Here is a 20633-nt window from a genome sequence, read left to right as displayed (position 1 = left end):
GGATTCGCTGTCCCCATGGGGAGTCGTGATCGCAGGGGTGGGGAATTACATGACGCTGATCATGCAGATCGTGGGGAATTGCCTGACCGTCGACAGCAGCATCTTGTCGAAGATGATCCGGTCACTGATGCGCCGGCGGTGGCAGCCGAGTGGACGGTCCGGATGGAACTCCGGCCGCTCGGGCAGCAGAGCCACGAATTGGCCCCAGAGCGGTTCGGTGAGCCATGATGGCAAAGCGGGCACAGGTCTCCTCAGTGGTCACAGAGCGTCGCAACTCCATGATCACCGGGATCTGTGCCCGTTCTGTCGCCGGGGTCCCCAACCGCGCCTATCCGCGCGAGCTCTAAGAGAGCATCTGATCAGTATTCACGTTGATGCATCCGGGTTGTCCGTTTCGATTCGCCAGGTTGGTACGGATTCTCCGGTGAGTTCGCGGGCCATTTTGTTAGCCATCGCCCAGTGGATCATCGCTCTCGATCTCTGCGGGAGGGCTTCGTAGTCCCGTGCCAGACGGCGGTGCTGCATCAGCCAGCCGAAGGTCCGCTCGATCACCCACCGTTTCGGCAGCGGTTCGAACCCCTTGGTCCGCGGTCGCTGCACCACTTGGACGTCGATGCCCAACCGGGCGCCGTGGTTGAAGATGCTGTTCTGGTAACCGCCGTCTGCCCAGACCTTGGTGACGCTGGGATGTGCCGCGGCCAGGTCGTCGAGCAGGAGCTTGCCGCCGGTTGTGTCGTGGACGTTCGCAGCGGTGACGAGGACGGCCAGCACCAGGCCGAGTGTGTCCGTGATCAGGTGGCGTTTGCGTCCTTTGATTTTCTTGCCGGCGTCGATGCCCTGGCTGGTCTCGGCGACGTTTGCCGAGGTCTTCACGCTCTGCGCGTCGACCACGGCCGCGGTGGGCTCCGCGCGGCGGCCATGTAATCGGCGGGTCTTGTCGCGTAACAGGTCGTGGACCTGCTGGGTGGTGCCGTCGGTTTCCCACTTCGCGTAGTAGTCGTAGACGGTCTTGTAGGGCGGGAAGTCGTGCGGCAGGTACTCCCACGGGATGCCGGTGCGGTTGACATAGAGGATCGCGTTGACGATCTCTCGCAGGTCGTGCACCCGGGCCGCTGTACCGGGGCCGGTCCGTCTCGCCCGCCAGGCGGTGAAGACCGGTTCGATCAAGGCCCAGCGGGCATCGGACACATCACTGCGGTACGGACGACGAACACTCACGCCTGACCCAACGACCGCCAACGACGGCAGTCACAAAAACATCCCAGAACACCAACTACCTAGATCAGATGCCCTCTAAGAAGCAACAACCGGGCGACCCTGTCGACGGGCAGGGCGCCGACCGCGTCCTGGCCGCTGGTCATCGCCACCGCGGAGTTGTACAGCAGCTTGTAGGTGATGTCGACGCCGGCCGCGACCGCGGCCCTGACGGCGAGGCTTCCCGAGTACATGAAGATGCCGTCACCGATGTTCTGCACGAAGTGCTCGTGGTCGGTGAAGGGCGCCATGCCGATCCACTGCGCGCCCTCACCGCCCATCTCCCCGCAGGCTGCACTTCCTCCACGGCCTCCGCCGACACTGTCACGTCTGTCATCAGGCATTACTTCCTGCTCGAAGATCCACCGTTGACCGTACAAAACCGGTTGAAAGGATCACCGCGGCTCGAGGGCCCGCTGGCTCACCGCGGAGGAACGCCTCACCCGCGTCCGCGAGAACCTGCACAACCTGGCGGGGGACCTGGCATGACCGTACTCCGCGGCCGCCGCTGTCCTGCCGCCGGCGGCGGCCCAGCGCCTGGCACGGTGCTGCGTGGTGCGCCGGACCGGTTCGGGTTCCTGCCGCACCGTCACGTTCGGGCTCGTCCTGGTCGTCGTACGGACTGGCGGACGCGTCAACGCTTCACCCGGCCCGCGAACCGGGCCACATCCTGGCCGAGGACGCCATCGACCACCCTCTCGCGGAGCACATCGTCCCCAGCTGGACCGCACACGGGCGCAGACCCAGGCCAACGCCTTCGCAGCCGAACTGCTCATGCCCCGCGCCGAGTTGCTTGAGCGGGCCGCGCGCAGCCGCGTCCGGACAAGCAGACGCTGCTGTCGCTGTCCTGGGAGTACCAAGGTCTCCCCCAGCGCCATGGCGCCCCGACTGCGCACGCTGGGCCTCATCGGCGACGACGAACGGCACCGGCGGCCCAGGCCGGCGGTGTCGGTGAACCACGCTGGAGACCGAAGGCACGAACACGGCGGCCAGTGGCGTGTCGTCGTGCCCGAGGCGAGATCGCCGGGGACGGACAGGCCGGCGCACAGTGCGTCGCCCGCCTTTGGCGCGAACCGGGCTGCGCCATGGGCTGAGCGCCGGCCCCTGGGGGTCGGGTCAGGAGGCCCGAGGACGGGCGTGCAGGAGGAGGTGGTCGGCGAGCATCTCCAGGGCCGCCTGGCTGTCTTCGCTGTTGCGGTCGACGAGCCAGGCCATGTTGAGGCCGTCGACCGTCGACTGCACGTACCGGGCGAGGACCGGTACAGGTGCCGTCCACTCGATCCCGGCATTGTCGGCGGCCAGTTCGAGGAGGGAGGAGAAGGCGCTCAGGAAGATCTCGTACTGCCTCTTGGCGACGTTCTCGAAGCCGGGGTTGCGCAGGGCGTACTGGGTGAGCTCGTAACTCATCTGGTGCTCCCCCGGGTTGGCCTCGAACCCCTTCCAGAACGCGTGCAGGCTGTCGAGGACGCTGTCACGGATCTCCCTGTGCGGCGCGAACAAGCCGCGCACCTCGGCGACGTACCGCTCGGTGAGGGTCTCCGTGACGAGTTCGAGCATCTGCGCGCGGGATGTGAAGCAGTAGTGGAACGCCCCGAGGGTCATGCCGGCCTCGTTGACGATCGCGCGGGTGGTGGCCTTGGCCACGCCGTCTCGCGCCATCACCCGGATCGCCGCTTCGAGGAGCTCGGCCCTCCGGTCGTTCGCCGCCATGCGGGGCACGCGTTCTCCTCTCTCTTCACCTGCGGGTTCGTGGGCAAGAATAACCAGCCGTCAGCGAACAGCTCGTACGCGCAGGACGGCGAACCCGCTGAGTGCCGCGGTCACGGCGGTGGTCACGTAGAGGGCGGGGTATCCGCCGAGGGTGGTGATGATCAGGCCGGCCGCAAGCGGCGCGAACGCCTGGGGGACGAGGGACGCGATGTTCATCAGGCCCAGGTCCCTGGCGCGGGATCCGGCATCGGGCAGGACGGCGGTGACCAGGGCCTGGTCGACCGACATGTAGGTGCCGAACCCAGCACCGAACACCGCTGCCGCGAACGTGGCCACCTTCAGGCTCGGTACGAGGGCCAGGGCGAGCGCGGCGGCGCCCTGGAGGACCACGGCGACGCCCACGAAGACCCGTCGTCGCCCGAGCCGGTCCGAGAGCGCGCCCCCGAGCACACTCGTGACCAGCATGCCCAGGACGTAGAGCAGGGTCAGCAGCAGGAGCGCGTCTTCGGGATTCACGGCGTGGACCTGGTCCGTGAGGAAGTACAGCAGGTAGCAGACGCCGAGTGTGTTGGCCAGGTTGACCATGAGTCGGCTGGTCAGTGCCCAGCGGAAGTCGGGTCCGCGCGGAGCCGCTCGCATGCCCCGCCGGGGCGACCACAGGGAGGACGGGGGCGCGGCGACCGGCGCGGTGTCGCGGTAGCGGAGGATGAAGGGGATCGCGCAGAGGACGAGCGCGGCGGCCAGCATGCGGTAGGTCTGGGCGCTGTTCAGTCCGAACGCGCTGACTGCGGCGATCCCGGCCACGATGCCGACGGCTTGCGGGGCGTACATCGCTCCGGAGATCATGCCCCGTTGCCCCTCGGGTACCTGGTCGGCCACGGTGGCGGTCAGTCCCGCCGTAGTGGCGCTGATGCCGACGGTGACCCACAGCCACGCCAGGCCCAGCCCGATCGGGGTGGCCTGGAAGCCCGCGAGGACGAGGCCGGCGGCCGTGAGGGCGACACCGGCGGCCATCCACACCCTGCGCCGCCCCCACCGCGAACGCGTCCGGTCGCACAGCGCTCCGCACAACGGCAGAGTGAGCAGGGAGATCACCGCGGCCGCACCCGTGATCGCGCCGAAGTCCCGGATCTTGTGCGCGGGGTCGATCCGCTCCAGTTCGTCGGGAAGGGTCAGCTGGACCGGCACGAACTGGGCCGCCCAGAAGCCCAGCCACGCCAGGCTGAAGCGAGCGGTCCAGCCGCGCGAGACCCGCTCGGTCGGCTCCGCGCCGGCCGGCGGCTGCGTCTGCGGCAGGGCGGCCGCTGCTTCCTCGTACATGGCCACGGACTAGTCGAAGAGGTCGGGTTCGAGGCTGGTGATCTGGTCCCACAGCGGCCGGAACTGGAACCAGCCGGGCAAGGGGCCGGCGATCTGTTCGCGTACGGTCGTCGCGGTGTCGGCGTCGATCAGCGTCGGGGTGCCCGCGGCCATGGCCAGCAGCTGGGCCTGACAGCTGCGTTCCATGGTGATGAAGTACCAGGCTGCCTCGGCGACGGAGGCACCGACGGTCAGCAGTCCGTGGTTCTTCAGGATCACCGCCTTCTTGTCACCCAGGGCGACGCCGATCCGGCGCCCTTCCTCGGTGTCGTTGACGACGCCGCGGTAGTCGCTGTAGATGCCGTGGTCCTCGTAGAAGGCGCAGGCGTCCTGGGTGATCGGGTCGAGCGGGATGCCGAGTGTGGAGAAGGACTTGCCGTGGAGGGAGTGGGTGTGTGCGGCGGCGACCACGTCGGGGCGGGCGCGGTGCACCTCGGAATGGATGCAGAACGCGGCGCGGTTGACGGGGCGGCGGCCTTCGACGACCTTGCCGGCGTGGTCGACGAGGATCAGGTCGGAGACCTTGATCTGGGAGAAGTGCATGCCGAACGGGTTCACCCAGAACCATTCGGGGTTCTCCGGGTCCCGGGCGGTGATGTGGCCGGCCACTCCTTCGGAGAAGCCGAACCGCGCGAAGAGCCGGAAGGCGGCGGCCAGTTCCTGCTTGCGCACCTCCCGCTCCTCCTCGACCGTCAAGTCGGTCCGGGGCAGGGGAAGTTCGAGGCCCTCCGGCAGGGGTCCGACGGATGCTTTCTGCTGCTCGGTCATTTCGATCGTCATGGGGGTTGGTTCCTTTCGGGGATGGTGAGAGCGGCGGGGTCTCAGCGGGTGCGGAAGCGTCCGCCCAGGACGTCGACGAGCCGCAGGACGAAGCGGTATCCGCTCGGCCGGAACGGCATCATGTGCACGTCGCGGCGCAGCGGGTGCTTGTTGACCATGACCGACTGGGTCTTGGTGTACTTGCGGATGCCTTCGGCGCCGTGACGTACGCCGAGCCCGGACTGGCGCCAGCCGCCCATGGGCAGGCCGAGGGCGAGGTAGTTGGACTGGGTGTCGTTGACGGTGACGGCGCCGACCTTCAGCCGGGCGGCGATGGCGCGGGCGCGGCGGGTGTCGCGGGTGACGATGGAAGCCTGGAGGCCGTAGTCGCTGTCGTTGATCAGGCGTACGGCTTCCTCGGCGTCGCGGACCTTCATGATCGGCAGGGTCGGGCCGAAGGTCTCCTCGCGCATGCAGCGCATGGTGTGGTCGACGTCGACCAGGACGGTCGGGGGGTAGAACCGGCCGGGGCCTTCGAGGGGGCGGCCACCGGTGAGGACGCGTGCGCCCTGGGCGACGGCGTCCTTGACGTGGTCGTCGATGACGTCGAGTTGGGGCGGGTGGGTGATGGCGCCGATGTCGGCGGTGCCGAGTCCGCCGGGCCGGCCCACCGTGAGCCGTTCGGTCAGTTCGCGTACGCGGGTGACGAACTCCTCGTAGAGCGGTTCCTCGACGTAGACCCGTTCGATGGAGGTGCAGGTCTGCCCGGCGTTGAAGAAGGCGCCGTGCACGGCGACGTTCACCGCGCGGTCCAGCGGGGCGTCGGCGAGCACCAGCAGGGCGTCCTTGCCGCCGAGTTCGAGGGAGCTGGGGACCAGGCGCTCGGCCGCGCGGGCGGCGACCTTGCGGCCGGTGGCGGTGGAGCCGGTGAACATCACGAAGTCCGCCTCGTCGGCGAGGGCCCGGCCGGTGGCGCCCGCGCCGGGGATGACCTGGAAGACGCCGGGCGGGTAGCCGCAGTCGCGGATCATCTCGCGCATCAGCAGCCCGGTCAGCGGGGTCTCCTCCGACGGCTTGAGGACCACGGCGTTCCCGGCCGCCAGGGCGGGGATCGCGTCGCCGAAGGAGTTGATCAGGGGTTGGTTCCAGGGGCCGATCACGCCGACGACGCCGACGGGCTCGCGGCGCGTGTACATGGTGCGGCCGAGGACGAACGGGGAGAGGGAGCGTACCCGGCGGGTGCGCAGGTGGGCCGGGGCGGTGCGCGCCCAGTAGGACATGGCCGTGACCATGTAGACGAACTCGATGACGGCTTCCTCGCGGGCCTTGCCCGTCTCGCCGACGATCGTGTCGATCACGCGGTCGCGGTTGTCGAGCAGCCATCGTCGGCTGGTGGCGAAGACGGCGCGACGGCCGCGGAAGCCGAGCGCGCGCCAGGCGGGCTGGGCCGCGCGGGCGGCCTTCACCACCGTGTGCACTGCGGCCGGGTCGGTGACGGCGACGTCGGCAAGCTGCTTGCCCGTCGCGGGATCCAGGACCGGGAGCGACTCCTCCTTGCGGCCGGTAGTCGGAGTGGGGCTTTCTTCGATGGGCACGACCATGGGCTCTCCAGCCGATCGCTGAGGGCGGGCGTTCGTCCCAGGATGAGGACCCCGAGAGAAGTAAGTCAAGCGTCCAAGACGCTTGACTTACTTCTGAACGGTGGGCGACCGTAGCGGAAACCCAACGCCTGGCACGACCACCCTCAGGAGGCAGGAGTGCGACCAAAGGCCACTGTTGTTCTGGATGGATTCGGCGTTCTGGAATCGTTGCGCTGGCACGACGACGCGCTGTGGTTCTGCGATCTCGCCCACGGAACGGTGCACCGCTGGGACACCGTCGGCCGGCCCGAGATGATCGTGGAGGTCCCCGGCCGGGCGGGCGGCCTCGGCTTCCTGCCCGACGGCCGGATGCTGGTCGTCTCGATGGAGGGGCGCTGCGTCTACCGGCAGGAGCCCGACGGCACCCTGGTCGTGCACGCGGACCTCAAGGACATCGCCGGCGGCAACGTCAACGACATGTTCGTCGACAAGCAGGGCCGCGCCTACGTCGGAAACTTCGGATTCGACTACCACGCCTTCATCAGCGAAAAGCCCAACTCCATGATCTACGCGCCCCCGGGTGTCCCCAAGGCGCCGATCGCGTGCTACTCGCCGGAGGGCGAACTCCTCGGCCTGAGCGAGCCGATGGTCTTCCCCAACGGCCTGTTCCTCACGGACGACGGACAGACCATGCTGGTCGCCGAGACACTGGCGATGCGCCTCACAGCGATGCCCGTGCTGCCGGACGGACAACTGGGCCCGCCGCGCCTGTGGGCTCCCTTGATCGAATCCTGGCTGTGGAAGGCCGTCAACAACCCCGGTCCGATCGGCCACATCACCCGCCGCGTCTCGGCTCTCCTTGACCACCAGGCGATCGCGGATCGCTCCAGCAGCCCCATCGCCCCGGACGGCATCGCCCCCGGCAAGGACGGCACGGCCTGGGTCGCCAACGCCCTGCGCGGCGAGTGCGTCCGGGTCGGCCCCGGCGGCACCGTCCTGGACCGCGTCGCCACCAGCCAGCGGACACTCAGCTGCCTGGTCGCCCCCGGCCCCGGAGGCGACACCCTCTACGCCGCGACCATCGCCACCGACCATCCGCCGCGTGCGGCGCAGCTCAACGCGTCGCGGCTGGAGGCGTACGTCCTGCCGTCCTGATCACGGACTTCGTCAACCCGGCTCACTTCTCAGGGAGTTCACATGCACGGACACCAGATGGACGGCGCCCTTCCCGTCCACGGCAACACGTACGGCGGGAGGCTGCGATGAGTGTCGTCCTGATCACCGGCGCGGCCAGCGGGATCGGCGCCGCGACCGCACGGGAAGCGGTACGGCGCGGCCACCGGGTCGCCCTCGCCGACATCGACATCGCCGGCGCCAGCCTGCTGGCCACCGTACTGGGCTCCGCCGCCTGCGCGGTCGAGCTGGACATCCGCGACGAGGACGCCTGGGAGGCGGCCTTCGACACCGTCGCGTCCCGGCTCGGGCCCGTCGAGGTCCTCATCAACAACGCCGGGATCATCCACACGGGCTATGCGCGGCAGTTGTCGATGGCCCAGCACCGCCACATGGTGGAGGTCAACCTGATCGGCCCGATGGCCGGAATGATGGCCGCACTGCCCCGGATGCGCACGCAGGGCCACGGGCACATCATCACCGTCTGCAGCATGAGCTCGTTCATGCCACTGATCGGTTACACCAGCTACGGCGCGACCAAGCACGGGCTGCGCGCCTTCCATCACAGTGTCGCCATCGAGGAGCAGGGCGGACCGGTCACCTTCAGCATCGTGCATCCGCCCAGCACCCGCACCCCCATGCTGGAGCAGGAGATCGCCGATCCCAGCTCGGTGATCGCTTTCGCCGAGAAGTCGCTCAGCCCGGAGCAGGTCGCCTCGGTGATCGTCGACGCGATCGCGAAGAAGCCCGTCGAGGTCGTCCAACCCGCCCTCGCCGGACGCTTCCAGCGGGCTGTCGGCGTGTTCCCCCGGCTCATGCACTTCGCGATTCCCAAGGTGGCGGCGATGGCCAAGCGCCGCAGCCCCGGTGCCGGTCCGGCCCCCGTCACGGCGCGCGAGCAGGGAGGCAGCAGGTGACCCTCGAAACCTTCACCACCAGGACCCCTTCGGCGCCGGCGCAGCAGGGGCAGGTCGACCGGATGCGGGCAGCCACCGCAGGCCTGGAACCCCCCTTCGGCGTCATCGACCTGGACGCCTTCGACGCCAACGCCCTCGACCTCGAACGCCGAGCTCTCGGCAAGCCCATCCGGCTGGCAAGCAAGTCGCTCCGCTCCCGCGCGCTCATCCGGCGCGCCCTGGACCGCCCGGGATTCCAGGGCATCCTCGGCTTCACCCTGCCCGAAGCACTGTGGCTGGCCGACGAGTTCGACGACATCGTCGTCGGCTACCCCACCGCGGACCGCACCGCCCTGCGCGAACTGGCCGACGACGAACGGCTCGCCTCCCGCATCACTCTGATGGTCGACTCCGTCGACCATCTCGACCTCATCGACGCAGCAACCGGCCCCCGGCGCACCCGCATTCGCGTCTGCCTGGAGCTGGACGCGGCCCTGCGCCTGGCCGGCGGCCGCCTCCACCTCGGCCCGCGCAGGTCCCCAGTGCACACCCCGCAGGAGGCGGCCGAGTTCGCACGCGAGGTCGCGTCCCGACCGGGCTTCGAACTCACCGGAATCATGGGCTACGAGGGCCAGATCGCGGGCCTCGGCGACAACCAGCCCGGCTCCCGGCTCAAGCGGGCCGTCCTGCGGGCGATGCAGCGCGCCTCCGCCGAGGAACTGCGCGAGCGGCGGGAAGCGGCGGTCGAAGCCGTACGCGCGGTGACGCCGCTGCGGTTCGTCAACGGCGGCGGAACCGGCAGCCTGGAAACCACCACACGGGAAGAAGCCGTCACCGAACTCGCCGCCGGATCGGGCCTGTACGGTCCCGGCCTGTTCGACTTCTACCGCACGTTCCGCCCCACCCCGGCGGCGTTCTTCGTGCTGCCCGTCGTACGCCGCCCCTCCGCGCAGATCGCCACCCTCCTGGGCGGTGGCTGGGTGGCATCCGGCCCGCTCGGCAAAGACCGGCTGCCCACGCTGGCCTGGCCTCCGGGACTGCGCGTCACCGGCACCGAGGCCTTCGGGGAAGTGCAGACGCCCCTGGTGGGCAAGCCCGCGCAGGTCCTGCGCATCGGCGACCGGGTGTGGCTGCGGCACGCGAAGGCCGGTGAACTGTGCGAGCGGGTCGGCGAACTGCACCTGGTAAGCGGCAGCGAAGTGGTGGAGACCGTACCCACGTACCGGGGCGAGGGCCGCCACTTCCTGTGACCGGCCATCCTCACGCGAAGGGATATCACGGCGCGCATCACCGACCGGACGTTCCTGATCGTCGGCGTCTCCTCGGGAATCGGCGCCGAGGTAGCGCTCGGCGGGAAGGGCCAGCCGCGGCCCGCGCCCTGTCTGCGGACGCCTTTGGCGAGAGGACGGGCAGGAGTGAGCCGGGCCCGCGCGGTCGGGCTCGCGGACGGCGGCCCGTGGTGTCAGGGGGTTTGGGTTCCGGGGCGGGTGAGGCGGACCATGGCGCGGTACAGAGCGGTGGGTGCGGGGGCGTCCGGCAGGGGCGGGGCATCGGTGCCGGGGGTGGCGAAAGCGCGGAGCAACTGGCCGACCAGACGGTGCCAGCTGTCGGGGGCCGCGTCGCCGGTGGCGGCGATGACGCCGGCGTTGGCCATGAGCAGGATGACGAGATCCTGGTGGGTGAAGTCCTCGCGCAGGTGCCCGGAGCCCTGAGCGCGGGCGATGAGTTCGACGACGCCGTGGTAGGAGGCGGCCCGGCTCTCTTCGAGGGCCTTGGCGGCGGGGAAGGTCATGGTCAGGACCTCGGCGAAACCACGGTCGGCGGCCTGCATGGCGCAGATGGCTTCGATGTAGCGGGCGAAGCCGTGCCAGGGGTCGGGGTCGGCCAGAGCCTCGGTGACGGCGGTGGCGTAGGCGTCCATGCGGTCGGCGAAGACCGCGGTGATGAGTTCCTCCCGCGTGGCGAAGCGGCGGGAGAGGGTTGCCTTGCCGACGCCGGCCTCGCGGGCGACGGAGGCCATGGAGACGCCGAGACCGTCAGTTGCGTAGAGGCGGCGGGCGGCGGCCAGGATGCGTTCGCGGTTGCGTTCGGCGTCGGCGCGCAGACCCGGTTCGGGCTGTTGGCCTGGAGGTTCGGCGGGAACTGCGGAGGCGGTCATGCCCCCACTGTAACCGAAGTGGGACGCCCTTCCCGTTTATGTTGCTACGCTGGCATCGTGGAAACGGGAAGGCCGTCCCACTTTTGCTGAAGGAGATCGTCGTGCGCGCTGTAACCCTGGGCTCCGTCCCCGCCACTCCTGTCGTGAGCGACGTCGACACCCCGCACCCGCAGGCCGGTGAGCTGCTGGTGAAGGTGGCCGCCTCCTCCGTGAACGGCTTCGACGCCGGCACCGCCGCCGGCTACCTGCAGGGCATGATGGAGCACCGCTTCCCCCTCGTGATGGGCAAGGACTTCGCGGGCACCGTCGAGGCCCTCGGCGACGGTGTCGACAGCTTCGTGGTCGGTGACGCGGTCTTCGGCGTCGTGATGAAGCCCTTCCTGGGCACCGGCTCGCTGGCCCAGTACGTCACCGTGCCCGCCGGATACGGCGTCTGTCCGATCCCTGAGGGCCTGAGTGCCCAGGACGCGGGTGCCCTGGGCCTGGCCGGCACGGCCGCGCTGGACAGCGTGAACGCGGTGGACCCGGGCAAGGGCGAGACTGTGCTGGTCTCCGGCGCCACCGGTGGCGTGGGCTCGCTGGCCGTGCAGATCGCCGCCGCGCGGGGCGCGCAGGTGATCGCCACCGCCCGCCCCGGCGCGGAAGCCGGCTTCGTCACCGGCCTGACCGGCTCAAAGATCCACCTGGTCGACTTCACCGGTGACCTGGAGGCCCAGGTGCGGGAGATCGCGCCCGGCGGTGTGGACGCGGTGCTGCACCTCGCGGGCGACGGCGCCCAGCTCGCTGGGCTGCTGCGGCCGGGCGGGCGGATCGCCTCGACCCTCGGCTTCGGCCCGGACGCCGTCGAGGGCCAGGAGATCACCGCGCATGCGGTGATGGCCGACGCCAACGCGCAGACTCTCGCCACCCTGGCCGCCGACGCCGTCTCCGGCGCGCTGCGCGTCCCGGTCACCGCCTCCTACGCCCTGGAGCAGGCCCCCGACGCGCTGGCCGCATTCGGCGCCGGTGCGCTCGGCAAGCTCGCCATCACCTGCTCCTGAACCGACCCGTCCCCGCCCGCACCACTCACGGAAGAGATCTGATCATGCCCACTCTCGCCATCGTCGGCGCCGGCTCCGGCATGGGCCTGGCCATCGCCCGCACCTTCGGTAAGCGCGGCTTCGACGTCGCCCTCATCGCCCGGACCAAGGAGAAGCTGGACGCCCTCGTCGCCCAGCTCGGCCAGGAGGGCATCACGGCCGCCGCGTTCCCCGCCGATGTACTGGACCGCGCTTCCCTCACCGCCGCCCTCGACGCGGCCAAGGCGCGCTTCGGCGGTATCGACGTACTGGAGTACTCCCCGGCGCCGCACTCGCCGGTGCCCGGCTTCACCACCGCCACCCCGAGCGAGGTGACGGTGGAAAACCTCCAGCCGCTGATCGAGTACCTCTTCTACGGCGCCGTCACCGCCGCCCGTACGGTGCTGCCCGCCATGCGGGAGGCCGGAGCCGGGACGCTGCTGTTCACCACCGGCGGGGGCTCCATCCATCCCGTCCCGATGTTCGGCAACGTCAACGCCGCGGCCGGTGCGCTGCGCAACTGGGTGCTCAACCTCCACAACGAACTGGCCGGCAGCGGTGTGTCCGCCGCACACGTGGCGATCAACACCTGGATCGGTGAGGGCGGCCCCGAGGGTATTCCTGCGGCCACGCCCGAACAGATCGCCCCCCTGTACTGGGACCTGTACGAACGCCGCGACCAGTCCGAACTCGTCTTCAACGGCTGACCAGCAACCCGCCGCCCGGGGAGGGAGCGTTCACCCGCCCCCTCCCCGCCTCTTGCCTCGAAGGATGTCTGCTGCCATGAACGTCTTCCTGTGGATCGTGCAGGCCGTGCTGGCCGCCATGTTCGCCATGGCGGGAATCATGAAGTCCACCCAGCCCAAGGACCAGCTTGTCGACAAGCTCCCCTGGGCAGCCGATTTCTCGCCCGCCACCGTGCGCTTCATCGGCATCGTCGAGTTCGCCGCTGCCCTCGGCCTGATCCTGCCCGCCGCCACCGGCATCGCTCCCGTCCTGACCCCGCTGGCCGCGACCGGACTGGCCGTCACGATGATCCTCGCCGCGATCACCCACGCCCGCCGCAGGGAATCCTCCGCGATCGGCTTCAACGCCGTCCTGTTGGCCCTGGCCGCCCTGATCGCCTGGGGACGCTTCGGCCCCTACAGCTTCTGACCCCCACCCGCCCCCGCCCCCACTTTTCTGTCAAGGAGACATGCCGTGCAGATCCACGCGCTGGGCTACCTCGGATTCGAATCCCCCCGCTACGAGGATTGGCTGACCTTCGGCCCCGAGATATTCGGCCTCCAGATCGGTGAACGCGGCGCCGACGGCACCGTGCACCTGCGGATGGACGACCGCCACCGCCGCATCTCCATCCACCCCGGTGACGAGGAACGCCTCGCCTACGTCGGCTGGGAGCTTGCGGGGAAGGCCTCGTTCACCACAGCCGTCGAAGAGCTGACCGACAAGGGCTACACCCCCCACGTCGGCACCGCCGAGGAGTGCGCCGAGCGGCAGGTGCAGGGCCTGGCCCGCTTCAAGGACCCGTTCGGCTTCTCCCACGAGATCTTCTACGGCGCCACCTTCACCGCCGGATCGTTCCTGCCCGGCAAGCCCATGGCCGGCACCTTCGTCGCCGGAGCGGACGGGGTGGGGCACGTCGTGTTCGTCGTCCCCGAGATCACCCCAGAGCTGGAGGAGTTCACCACGGGTGTACTCGGCCTGGAACTCTTCGGCGGCTGGACCGCCACCACCCCCGACGGCAGCGTCTCCGGCCCCCAGTTCTACCGCTGCAACCCGCGCACCCACTGCCTGGGCTACGTCGGCGTCCCCGGCATGAAGGGTGTCCAGCACATCGCGATCGAGTCCACCCACCTCGATGACGTCGGCCGCGCCTGGGATCTGGTCCAGGTACGGGAGCTGCCCGTCACCGTCACCCTGGGGCGGCACATGTCCGACACTCTCATCTCCTTCTACATGCGCTCACCCACTGGCTTCGACATCGAGTTCGGCGCCGGCGGGGAACTCCTGGACGACACCTTCGTACAGACCAACCCCTCCCACTCCGAAGCCTGGGGCCACAAGTTCGTCGCCGACGGCTGGGCCCCCACCGTCCGCCCCCTCACCTCCTGACCACCCCACCGGCACGGAGCCACCCCTGACGCGTGTCACCGTCTTCGGTGCGCCCGGCGGCATCGGCCGCCTCGTCGTCCAGTAACTACTGGACCACGGCCGCCAGGTCACCGCCCTGGTACGCACTCGCGGCAAGCCAAGCTGATGTTTCCCGCGCCCCGGCCGAGCTGACCGGCATGACCAAGGCGGTCACCCACTCCAGCCTTGACTACACGATCGCCCGGATCACCAACCCCACCGACAAGCCCGCCACCGGCCGCATCAAGACCGGCCCCCTCGGGCACGACACGATCGGCTCCGCCATGACCCGCGCGGACATCGCCGCCTCCCTCGTCTCCCAGCTCACCGACACCCGCTACCGGCGCGCCATGCACGCCATCAGCAACTGACACCCACCCCGGGGTGGTACCGCGCCGGCCACAGCTTCGCCGACACCACCCCGGGAACCGTGAGGAGCCCGCCGTGGAACTCGGCATCCTGTCCCTGTCCGACCTCCAGACCGACCCCTCCACCGGCAAGCTCCACAACCCCGCGACCCGAACCCGGGAGATCGTCTCCTACGGCATCGCCGCCGATCAGGCGGGACTGGACGTGTTCGCGCTCGGCGAGCACCACAGTCCCGACTTCGCCGTCGCCAACCCCGCCGTCCCCCTGGCCGCCATCGCCCAGGCCACCACGAACATTCGCCTCACCAGCGCCGTCTCCGTCCTGTCCACCCTCGACCCGGTCCGCCTCCACCAGGACTTCGCCTCCCTCGATCTCGTCAGCGACGGCCGCGCCGAGATCATCGCCGGACGCAGCGCCTTCCTCGAAGCCTTCACCCTCTTCGGCATCGACCCCGCCGACTACGACACCGTCTTCGCCGAGAAACTCGACCTCCTGCTCGCGATACGCGACAACGAGCACGTCACCTGGACCGGCCGCCACCGCCCGGCCCTTGACGGCCTTCCCGTCCCGCCCCGCCCACAGCAGACCCGGCTGCCCCTGTGGCTCGGCGTCGGAGGCACCCCCGCCAGCGCCGAACGCGCCGGACGCCTCGGCCTGCCCATGGTGCTGGGCCTTATCGGAGGCGACATCCGCCGTGCCCGCCCACTCGTCGAGCACTACCGCACCGTCGGTCAAGCGGCGGGTCACCCCGCCGAAGCCCTCAAGCTGGGCCTCACCAGCCACTTCTACGTCGGTAAGACGTCACAGGGTGCCCGCGAGGAGCTGTATCCGCACTACCGGGAATATCTGCGGCCCAAGACGCCCGGCGGGCGCGGCTGGCTGGTCGGCCCCGACGAGTACCGGACCGCCGCAGGCCCCTTCGGCGCGCTGATGGCCGGCAGCCCCCAGGAAGTCATCGACAAGATCCTCACCGAACACGAACTGCTCGGCATCGACCGCTTCATGGGGCAGATCGACTTCGGCGGCATGCCCGCCCACATGGTGAGCGACTCCATCGAACTCCTCGCCACCGAAGTCACCCCCGTTGTCCGCCAGGAAACACGCGGGCCCGGCGGCTCTCACCATGACGTGCTTGCGCGGATCGCGAAGCCGAAACGGAAGTGAAGCTCGAGGCAGGGCAGGGCAGGGCAGTGCAGTGCAGTGCAGTGCCGGGGCGACGCGCAGGCCTTCGCCCCTGAGGACATCCCGCTGCTGCTCATGACCGACGTCGGGGTGATCCGTACGACCCGGAACACCGCTCAGCACGCCTGGCGGCGGCTGGTCGCCCATCCACTGGAGAGGGTCGTGGTGGCGGAGCCGCAGCGACGTCCTGACGCAGGGCAATGTTCTGGGGCTCAGCGAGAGGCCGAAGGGCACCCGCGTGGCCGTCCTCGTCGGTCATGTCATCAGCGTCCTGCCGCCACCACAGGACGCTCCAGCTGAGCGAGCAGTTCGGCCTGCCTGGCGCGGTAGGCCGCGACATTGGCCAGCTTGATGTGCTCGTAGCCGCGGACCATGTCCGGCAGAGCGGCCAGTTCGACGACCGTGTCCGGGCCGCTGTGGAATCCCTCGGTGTCCAGCGCCCGCAGCACGGCGTCGCGGTACTCCTCGACAAGTGCCCGCTCCACCCTTCTCACGCCCGCGTAGCCGAAGATGTCCAGACGGGTGCCGCGCACCTTGCGCATCGAGCGCAGGACACGCAACGCCGGCCGGGACCGAGGGCCGAGGCTGATCTTCCGCTTCATCCCCAGCGCCCTCAGCACCGGAGGGTGCAGTTGGAAGGCGAACCGTGAGCCCTCACCGAACTGCGCCTCGATCTCGGTCTCCAGATCCTCGTCGAGGTGGAGCCGGGCGACCTCGTACTCGTCCTTGTAGGCACCGAGCAGAAGGATGTTGGCGTACTGGTCATCGCCGAACAGGTCCTCGGCCAGCCTGCGCGCGTCCACGTAGAAGGCGTGTGCGCTGGCGCCGTCGACCGCCGCGCGGACGCTGCTCTGCTCCGGGAAGGACACGGTCGTATCGATGATCATCTTGCCGGTGGGCGCCTCGGTGGTCGACACCACCGCGACCGTACGGTGCGGGTCCGCCGCCGCCAGATACTGTGCGTCGGTTCCGACCAGCGCGTCGCAGGCCAGGTAGAGGTCGCACTCCGCGTCGGCCAGCTTCGGGGCCTGTTCCACGACGGCCGAGGTGACCTTGACGTCCGAGACCACGGCGCCGCCCTTCTGGGCGAGCCCGGTCTGGTCGAGGGTACGGACCTGCTTTCCGTCGACCACGGCGGCGATGGCGAGGATCTGCGCCACGTGACCACTCCGGTGCCGCCGACGCCCGTGATCCGCACGGTGAAGTCCTCGTTCTTGACGCGTCGTTCGGGTTCGGGCAGTGCCTCGGCAAAGAGCCCTGCGGTTTCCTGTTGCTTGGGCTTGCGGCCACTGGGCACCACGGTCATGAAGGAGGGGCAGTCCCCGGCCAGGCACGAGTAGTCGACATTGCACGAGGACTGGTCGATCCGCGTCTTGCGGCCGAACTCGGTCTCCACCGGCTGTACGGACAGGCAGTTGGACTTCACCCCGCAGTCGCCGCAGCCCTCGCACACCCGCTCGTTGATGACGACCTTGGCCGCCGGGGTCTCCATCTTGCCGCGCCGCCGCTTGCGGCGTTTCTCAGCCGCGCACTCCTGGTCGTGAATCAGCACCGTGACGCCGGGGGTCGCGGCCAACTCCTCCTGGCTATGCATCAGTTCGTCGCGGTGGCGCACCTCCACCCGCCTGGGCGTCCTCGCCTTGCGCAGTCGCTCGGGGTCCTCGGTGGTGATGATCACCTTGGCGGCGCTTTCGATGAGCAGCAGTTGCGCCACCCGGTCGACGGGCAATGCGCCGACCGCGTCCTGGCCGCCGGTCATCGCCACCGCGGAGTTGTACAGCAGCTTGTAGGTGATGTTGATGCCCGCGGCGACCGCCGCACGCACCGCGAGACTTCCGGAGTGCATGAAGGTGCCGTCTCCGATGTTCTGCACGAAGTGCTTGTGGTCGGTGAAGGGCGCCATCCCGATCCACTGGGCGCCCTCACCGCCCATCTGGGTGAGCCCGGTGACCGTGCCCACCTGGTCGGGCTCCATGAAGACGGCCATGGTGTGGCAGCCGATCCCGGCGCCGACCAGCGAGCCCTCCGGGACCTTCGTCGAGGAGTTGTGCGGACAGCCCGAGCAGAAGTACGGGGTCCGGGTCGCTCCCAGCAGCGGCAGCTGGACGCGCTCGTGGCGCCGCCGCTCGCGCCAGGCGGTGACCGGCTCGATGTCCCCGTACTGCGGCGCCGACAGCCGCCGCCCGAGCCCGGCCGCGACGGAGTCGGCGCTCAGCTCGCCGGCCTGGCTGAACAAGGTGGTTCCGTCGGGTGCGGTCTTGCCGTGCACGGTGGGCGCGCCGGACACCCCGTACAGGATCTCCTTGACGGCGGACTCCAGGAAGGACCGCTTCTCCTCGACGACGATGATCTCGGTCAGCCCGTCGGCGAACTCGCGGACGATGCCGGGGTCCACGGGGTGGATGGCGCCCAGCTTCAGCAGCCTGATCCCGTAACGCTCCAGGGCCGCCTCGTCCAGGCCGAGGGTGTGCAGCGCCTGCTGGAGGTCCAGGTAGGGCTTGCCCGCCGTGATGATGCCGATCCGGTCGCCCGGCCGGGCACCGCCGATGATCCGGTTGACACCGCTGGCCCGTACGTACTCCAGGGCGAGCGGCAGCCGCTCGGTGAACAGGCTGCGTTCCAGGGCGGCGAGACTGGCCCCGAGCAGGTGAGTGCTGGGCTTGTGCGTGTACGGCTTGGTGAAGCCCAGTGGCGTCAGGACGGGCGGGGCCCAGTCGCTCCGTACGACCGCGGTGCCGGCGGCGTCCGCGACATTGGTGACGATCTTCATCGAGGCCCAGACTCCGCTGGCGGACAGCTCGACAGCATGCAGGCCATGGTCGAGGACATCCTGCGGGTCGGCCGGGTAGAAGATCGGGATCGCCAGGTCGGCCAGGGTCAGTTCCGAGGCACAGGGCACCGTGGAGGACTTGGCGACCGGGTCGTCACCGACGAGAGCCACCGCACCGCCGCGGGGATCGGTGCCCGCGAGGTTCGCGTGCCGGAAGGCGTCGCTGGCGCGGTCGAGGCCGGGTGACTTGCCGTACCAGATTCCGGTCACGCCGTCCGGCCGCAGGTTGCCGACGGTGCCCGCGAGCTGGCTGCCCATGACGGCGGTGGTGCCCAGTTCCTCGTTGAGACCGGGCCGGTGTACGACGTCGTAAGGGGTGAGCAGCTTCGAGCGGCGGGCCAGCTCCAGGTCGAATCCCGCGAGCGGGGACCCCTCGTAGCCCGAGACGAACGCGGCGGTGATCCGTCCGTTGCGCCGGTCATGCCTGGCCCGGTCGAAGAGCAGACGCACAAGGGCCTGGACCCCGGTGAGACAGACCGTGCCGTCCTCGCGCAGATAGCGGTCTTCAAGAGTGAAGTTGTCTTCCGTGCGTGTCCCGGTCACCGCAGCTGGCATGTGGCACCGCCCGAGTTTCTGATATCCACACGATCTATTGGTCAATTGGACCGGATGATAGGCTCCGCTTGCTCCAATGGGTCAATGTCCCGGGCCCTTGACTGGGCCAACGGCACAGTTCTCCCCGTACGTTGCCTGGAGGGGAAGGGCCATCGGTACAACCATGGACATCGACGATCTGGACAGTGCACTTCTTCGCCTGCTCCTCGAAGAACCGCGGGCCGGCATGCGGGAGTACGCGCGCATCCTCGGGGTGGCCCGGGGAACGGTGCAGAGCCGGCTGACCCGCCTGGAGCGCGAGGGCGTGATCACGAGCCTGGCGCCCCGGCTCAGCCTCGCCGGAATGGGTTATCCCGTGCTCGCGCTGATCCATCTCCACCTGGCACAGGGCATGTTGGAGGAGGTAACGACGCATCTCGGCGCGATCGCGGAGGTGATCGAGGCACACAGCATCGCCGGTGAGGGCGACCTGGTGTGCCGGGTGGCCGCCCACGACAACACCCATCTGGAGGACGTCATCCAGCAGCTCATCAGGCTTCCCGGTGTCGTTCGTACGAAGACAGAGGTCGCGCTCAGCGAACGCGTCTCCTATCGTCTGCTCCCCCTGGTCGTCAAGGCAGGCAGGCGAGGCGCGCCGCCCAAGGGGTAGCGGCGGCGAGTTCCAGGTGCCGCTGGAGCAGGTGCTCGGTGTGGGCGTGAGCATTCCCGGCCAGGTAGGGCCGGACGGCAGAGCGTCCGTCTTCGCGTCGAACTGGAACTGGCGCGACGTGCCGCTGCGCGACATGCTCGCCGAGCGCATCCCCCTGCCCGTCCACTTGGACAACCCACTGCGCGCGAGCACCGTTGCCGAACTGTGGTTCGGCGCGGCGCGGGACCGGGAGAACGTCGCCGTGCTCACCCTCGGCACCGGCGTCGGAGCGGGCCTCGCCATCCGCGGCACGGTCTACCACGGCGCCACCAACACGGCCGGCGAGTGGGGACACACCAATCTGGTCATCGACGGCCGCCAGTGCCGCCGCGGGTGCGTGGGATGCGTGGAAGCCTACGTCGGCGCCCCCGGCATCATGCATCAGCTGGAAGAGATCGCGCCGGACAGCCCCCTGCTCCGGCCCGACGACCAGACCGCCACCATCAACGCGCTGGCCGCCGCCCTGGCGGCGGGCGATCCCGTCGCCGAACAGGTGATCGCAGCCACGGGCCGCTACCTCGGGATCGCCATCGCCAACATGGTCAACCTGTTCAATCCCCAGATCATCGTCCTCACCGGCTGGGTGGCCGACAGTGTGGGGGGGCACCTCATCCGCCATGCCCGTGCCACGGCGGAGCGCTACGCCCTTGAGGAGCCGTGGGAAGGCACCGAGATCGCGCTGTGCGCCATCGACCGCAATCCGGTGAGCCTCGGTGCGGCCACCCTGGTGATGGAGGGCTTCCTCTCCGCGGCCACCACGAACGGCCGCCGCTGAGGGCGCGGGCCGCATCGCAGCGCCCGGCGTCGCGCGGGACGGCGCCGGAAGCCCAAGGCCGGCGAGCCCGTCGCGCTGGCGATCTGCCGTGTTCCGGGAGGCCTCCTTCGACCCGAGACAGCGCCGCCATCCGCTCCTTGTTCGGCGCCCGCCG

Annotated in this window: 19 protein-coding genes and 2 pseudogenes; 11 read left to right on the top strand and 10 right to left on the bottom strand. The window is 69.6% G+C overall.

Annotated features, from left to right (window positions below; all coding sequences use genetic code 11):
* Positions 1-96: 96 nt before the first annotated feature.
* The 7 genes and pseudogenes from M2271_RS02265 to M2271_RS02235 form a co-directional block, all read right to left on the bottom strand.
* Positions 97-243 (bottom strand): annotated as a pseudogene (locus tag M2271_RS02265) (IS5/IS1182 family transposase); the annotation flags it as partial.
* Between the two features lie 123 nt (positions 244-366).
* On the bottom strand, positions 367-1218 hold the full coding sequence (locus tag M2271_RS02260) for an IS5 family transposase (protein WP_280885318.1): 852 nt from the start codon (positions 1216-1218) through the stop codon (positions 367-369).
* A gap of 59 nt (positions 1219-1277) precedes the next feature.
* Positions 1278-1598, bottom strand: a complete 321-nt coding sequence (locus M2271_RS02255) for a thiamine pyrophosphate-dependent enzyme (RefSeq protein WP_280885317.1) — start codon at positions 1596-1598, stop codon at positions 1278-1280.
* Positions 1599-2370: 772 nt separating this feature from the next.
* Positions 2371-2964 (bottom strand): TetR/AcrR family transcriptional regulator, encoded by a 594-nt coding sequence (locus M2271_RS02250; RefSeq protein ID WP_280885342.1) that lies wholly within the window; start codon positions 2962-2964, stop codon positions 2371-2373.
* Positions 2965-3024: 60 nt separating this feature from the next.
* On the bottom strand, positions 3025-4284 hold the full coding sequence (locus M2271_RS02245; RefSeq protein WP_280885316.1) for an MFS transporter: 1260 nt from the start codon (positions 4282-4284) through the stop codon (positions 3025-3027).
* Positions 4285-4293: 9 nt separating this feature from the next.
* Positions 4294-5103, bottom strand: coding sequence for a class II aldolase/adducin family protein (locus M2271_RS02240; RefSeq protein WP_280885315.1), 810 nt, complete (start codon positions 5101-5103; stop codon positions 4294-4296).
* Positions 5104-5144: 41 nt separating this feature from the next.
* The gene (locus M2271_RS02235) at positions 5145-6677 is read right to left on the bottom strand and encodes a succinic semialdehyde dehydrogenase (protein WP_280885314.1); all 1533 of its coding nucleotides are present in this window, start codon (positions 6675-6677) and stop codon (positions 5145-5147) included.
* A 162-nt stretch (positions 6678-6839) separates the two neighbouring features.
* Here M2271_RS02235 and M2271_RS02230 point away from each other — a divergent pair, with 162 nt between their 5' ends.
* The 3 genes from M2271_RS02230 to M2271_RS02220 all read left to right on the top strand — a co-directional run bounded on the left by M2271_RS02230 (position 6840) and on the right by M2271_RS02220 (position 9981).
* Positions 6840-7817 (top strand): SMP-30/gluconolactonase/LRE family protein, encoded by a 978-nt coding sequence (locus M2271_RS02230; RefSeq protein ID WP_280885313.1) that lies wholly within the window; start codon positions 6840-6842, stop codon positions 7815-7817.
* Positions 7818-7924: 107 nt separating this feature from the next.
* Entirely contained in the window at positions 7925-8752 is an 828-nt protein-coding gene (locus tag M2271_RS02225) for an SDR family oxidoreductase (RefSeq protein ID WP_280885312.1), read from the top strand.
* The gene (locus M2271_RS02220) at positions 8749-9981 is read left to right on the top strand and encodes an amino acid deaminase/aldolase (protein WP_280885311.1); all 1233 of its coding nucleotides are present in this window, start codon (positions 8749-8751) and stop codon (positions 9979-9981) included. Before M2271_RS02225 ends, M2271_RS02220 begins: the two co-directional genes overlap by 4 nt.
* Before the next feature lie 212 nt (positions 9982-10193).
* On the opposite strand, the gene M2271_RS02215 is transcribed toward M2271_RS02220, so the two are convergent.
* Entirely contained in the window at positions 10194-10889 is a 696-nt protein-coding gene (locus M2271_RS02215) for a TetR/AcrR family transcriptional regulator (RefSeq protein ID WP_280885310.1), read from the bottom strand.
* 101 nt (positions 10890-10990) lie between these two features.
* Here M2271_RS02215 and M2271_RS02210 point away from each other — a divergent pair, with 101 nt between their 5' ends.
* The 6 genes from M2271_RS02210 (at position 10991) to M2271_RS02185 (ending at position 15613) form a co-directional block, all read left to right on the top strand.
* Entirely contained in the window at positions 10991-11929 is a 939-nt protein-coding gene (locus M2271_RS02210) for an NADP-dependent oxidoreductase (RefSeq protein ID WP_280885309.1), read from the top strand.
* Between the two features lie 44 nt (positions 11930-11973).
* Positions 11974-12654, top strand: coding sequence for an SDR family NAD(P)-dependent oxidoreductase (locus tag M2271_RS02205; protein ID WP_280885308.1), 681 nt, complete (start codon positions 11974-11976; stop codon positions 12652-12654).
* A 76-nt stretch (positions 12655-12730) separates the two neighbouring features.
* The gene (locus M2271_RS02200; protein WP_280885307.1) at positions 12731-13102 is read left to right on the top strand and encodes a DoxX family protein; all 372 of its coding nucleotides are present in this window, start codon (positions 12731-12733) and stop codon (positions 13100-13102) included.
* A 45-nt stretch (positions 13103-13147) separates the two neighbouring features.
* On the top strand, positions 13148-14062 hold the full coding sequence (locus M2271_RS02195; RefSeq protein WP_280885306.1) for a VOC family protein: 915 nt from the start codon (positions 13148-13150) through the stop codon (positions 14060-14062).
* Positions 14063-14094: 32 nt separating this feature from the next.
* Positions 14095-14451 (top strand): NAD(P)H-binding protein, encoded by a 357-nt coding sequence (locus M2271_RS02190; RefSeq protein ID WP_280885305.1) that lies wholly within the window; start codon positions 14095-14097, stop codon positions 14449-14451.
* A 73-nt stretch (positions 14452-14524) separates the two neighbouring features.
* Positions 14525-15613, top strand: a complete 1089-nt coding sequence (locus tag M2271_RS02185; protein ID WP_280885304.1) for an LLM class flavin-dependent oxidoreductase — start codon at positions 14525-14527, stop codon at positions 15611-15613.
* 281 nt (positions 15614-15894) lie between these two features.
* Here M2271_RS02185 and M2271_RS02180 read toward each other — a convergent pair whose 3' ends face one another.
* Together M2271_RS02180 and M2271_RS02175 are read right to left on the bottom strand one after the other, a co-directional pair.
* A complete protein-coding gene (locus tag M2271_RS02180; protein WP_280885303.1) occupies positions 15895-16764 on the bottom strand; it encodes a DUF6537 domain-containing protein in 870 nt (289 codons plus the stop codon).
* 86 nt (positions 16765-16850) lie between these two features.
* Positions 16851-19016 (bottom strand): annotated as a pseudogene (locus M2271_RS02175) (indolepyruvate ferredoxin oxidoreductase family protein); the annotation flags it as partial.
* Positions 19017-19179: 163 nt separating this feature from the next.
* Here M2271_RS02175 and M2271_RS02170 point away from each other — a divergent pair.
* Both M2271_RS02170 and M2271_RS02165 read left to right on the top strand, forming a co-directional pair.
* The gene (locus tag M2271_RS02170; RefSeq protein WP_280885302.1) at positions 19180-19665 is read left to right on the top strand and encodes an Lrp/AsnC family transcriptional regulator; all 486 of its coding nucleotides are present in this window, start codon (positions 19180-19182) and stop codon (positions 19663-19665) included.
* Between the two features lie 16 nt (positions 19666-19681).
* Positions 19682-20479, top strand: coding sequence for an ROK family protein (locus M2271_RS02165; RefSeq protein ID WP_280885301.1), 798 nt, complete (start codon positions 19682-19684; stop codon positions 20477-20479).
* Positions 20480-20633: the final 154 nt, after the last annotated feature.

It is taken from the genome of Streptomyces sp. LBL (assembly GCF_029893585.1).
Classification (GTDB): Bacteria; Actinomycetota; Actinomycetes; order Streptomycetales; family Streptomycetaceae; genus Streptomyces.
Note: the sequence above shows the minus strand (reverse complement) of the source record. Positions and strands in the feature narration are given on the sequence as shown.

Coding starts and splice junctions, on each gene's coding strand:
- M2271_RS02255 (WP_280885317.1), bottom strand. CDS start 1,598: ATGCCTGATGACAGACGTGACAGTGTCGGCGGAGGCCGTGGAGGAAGT.
- M2271_RS02205 (WP_280885308.1), top strand. CDS start 11,974: ATGCCCACTCTCGCCATCGTCGGCGCCGGCTCCGGCATGGGCCTGGCC.
- M2271_RS02170 (WP_280885302.1), top strand. CDS start 19,180: ATGGACATCGACGATCTGGACAGTGCACTTCTTCGCCTGCTCCTCGAA.
- M2271_RS02240 (WP_280885315.1), bottom strand. CDS start 5,103: ATGACGATCGAAATGACCGAGCAGCAGAAAGCATCCGTCGGACCCCTG.
- M2271_RS02225 (WP_280885312.1), top strand. CDS start 7,925: ATGAGTGTCGTCCTGATCACCGGCGCGGCCAGCGGGATCGGCGCCGCG.
- M2271_RS02215 (WP_280885310.1), bottom strand. CDS start 10,889: ATGACCGCCTCCGCAGTTCCCGCCGAACCTCCAGGCCAACAGCCCGAA.
- M2271_RS02250 (WP_280885342.1), bottom strand. CDS start 2,964: ATGGCGGCGAACGACCGGAGGGCCGAGCTCCTCGAAGCGGCGATCCGG.
- M2271_RS02245 (WP_280885316.1), bottom strand. CDS start 4,284: ATGTACGAGGAAGCAGCGGCCGCCCTGCCGCAGACGCAGCCGCCGGCC.
- M2271_RS02200 (WP_280885307.1), top strand. CDS start 12,731: ATGAACGTCTTCCTGTGGATCGTGCAGGCCGTGCTGGCCGCCATGTTC.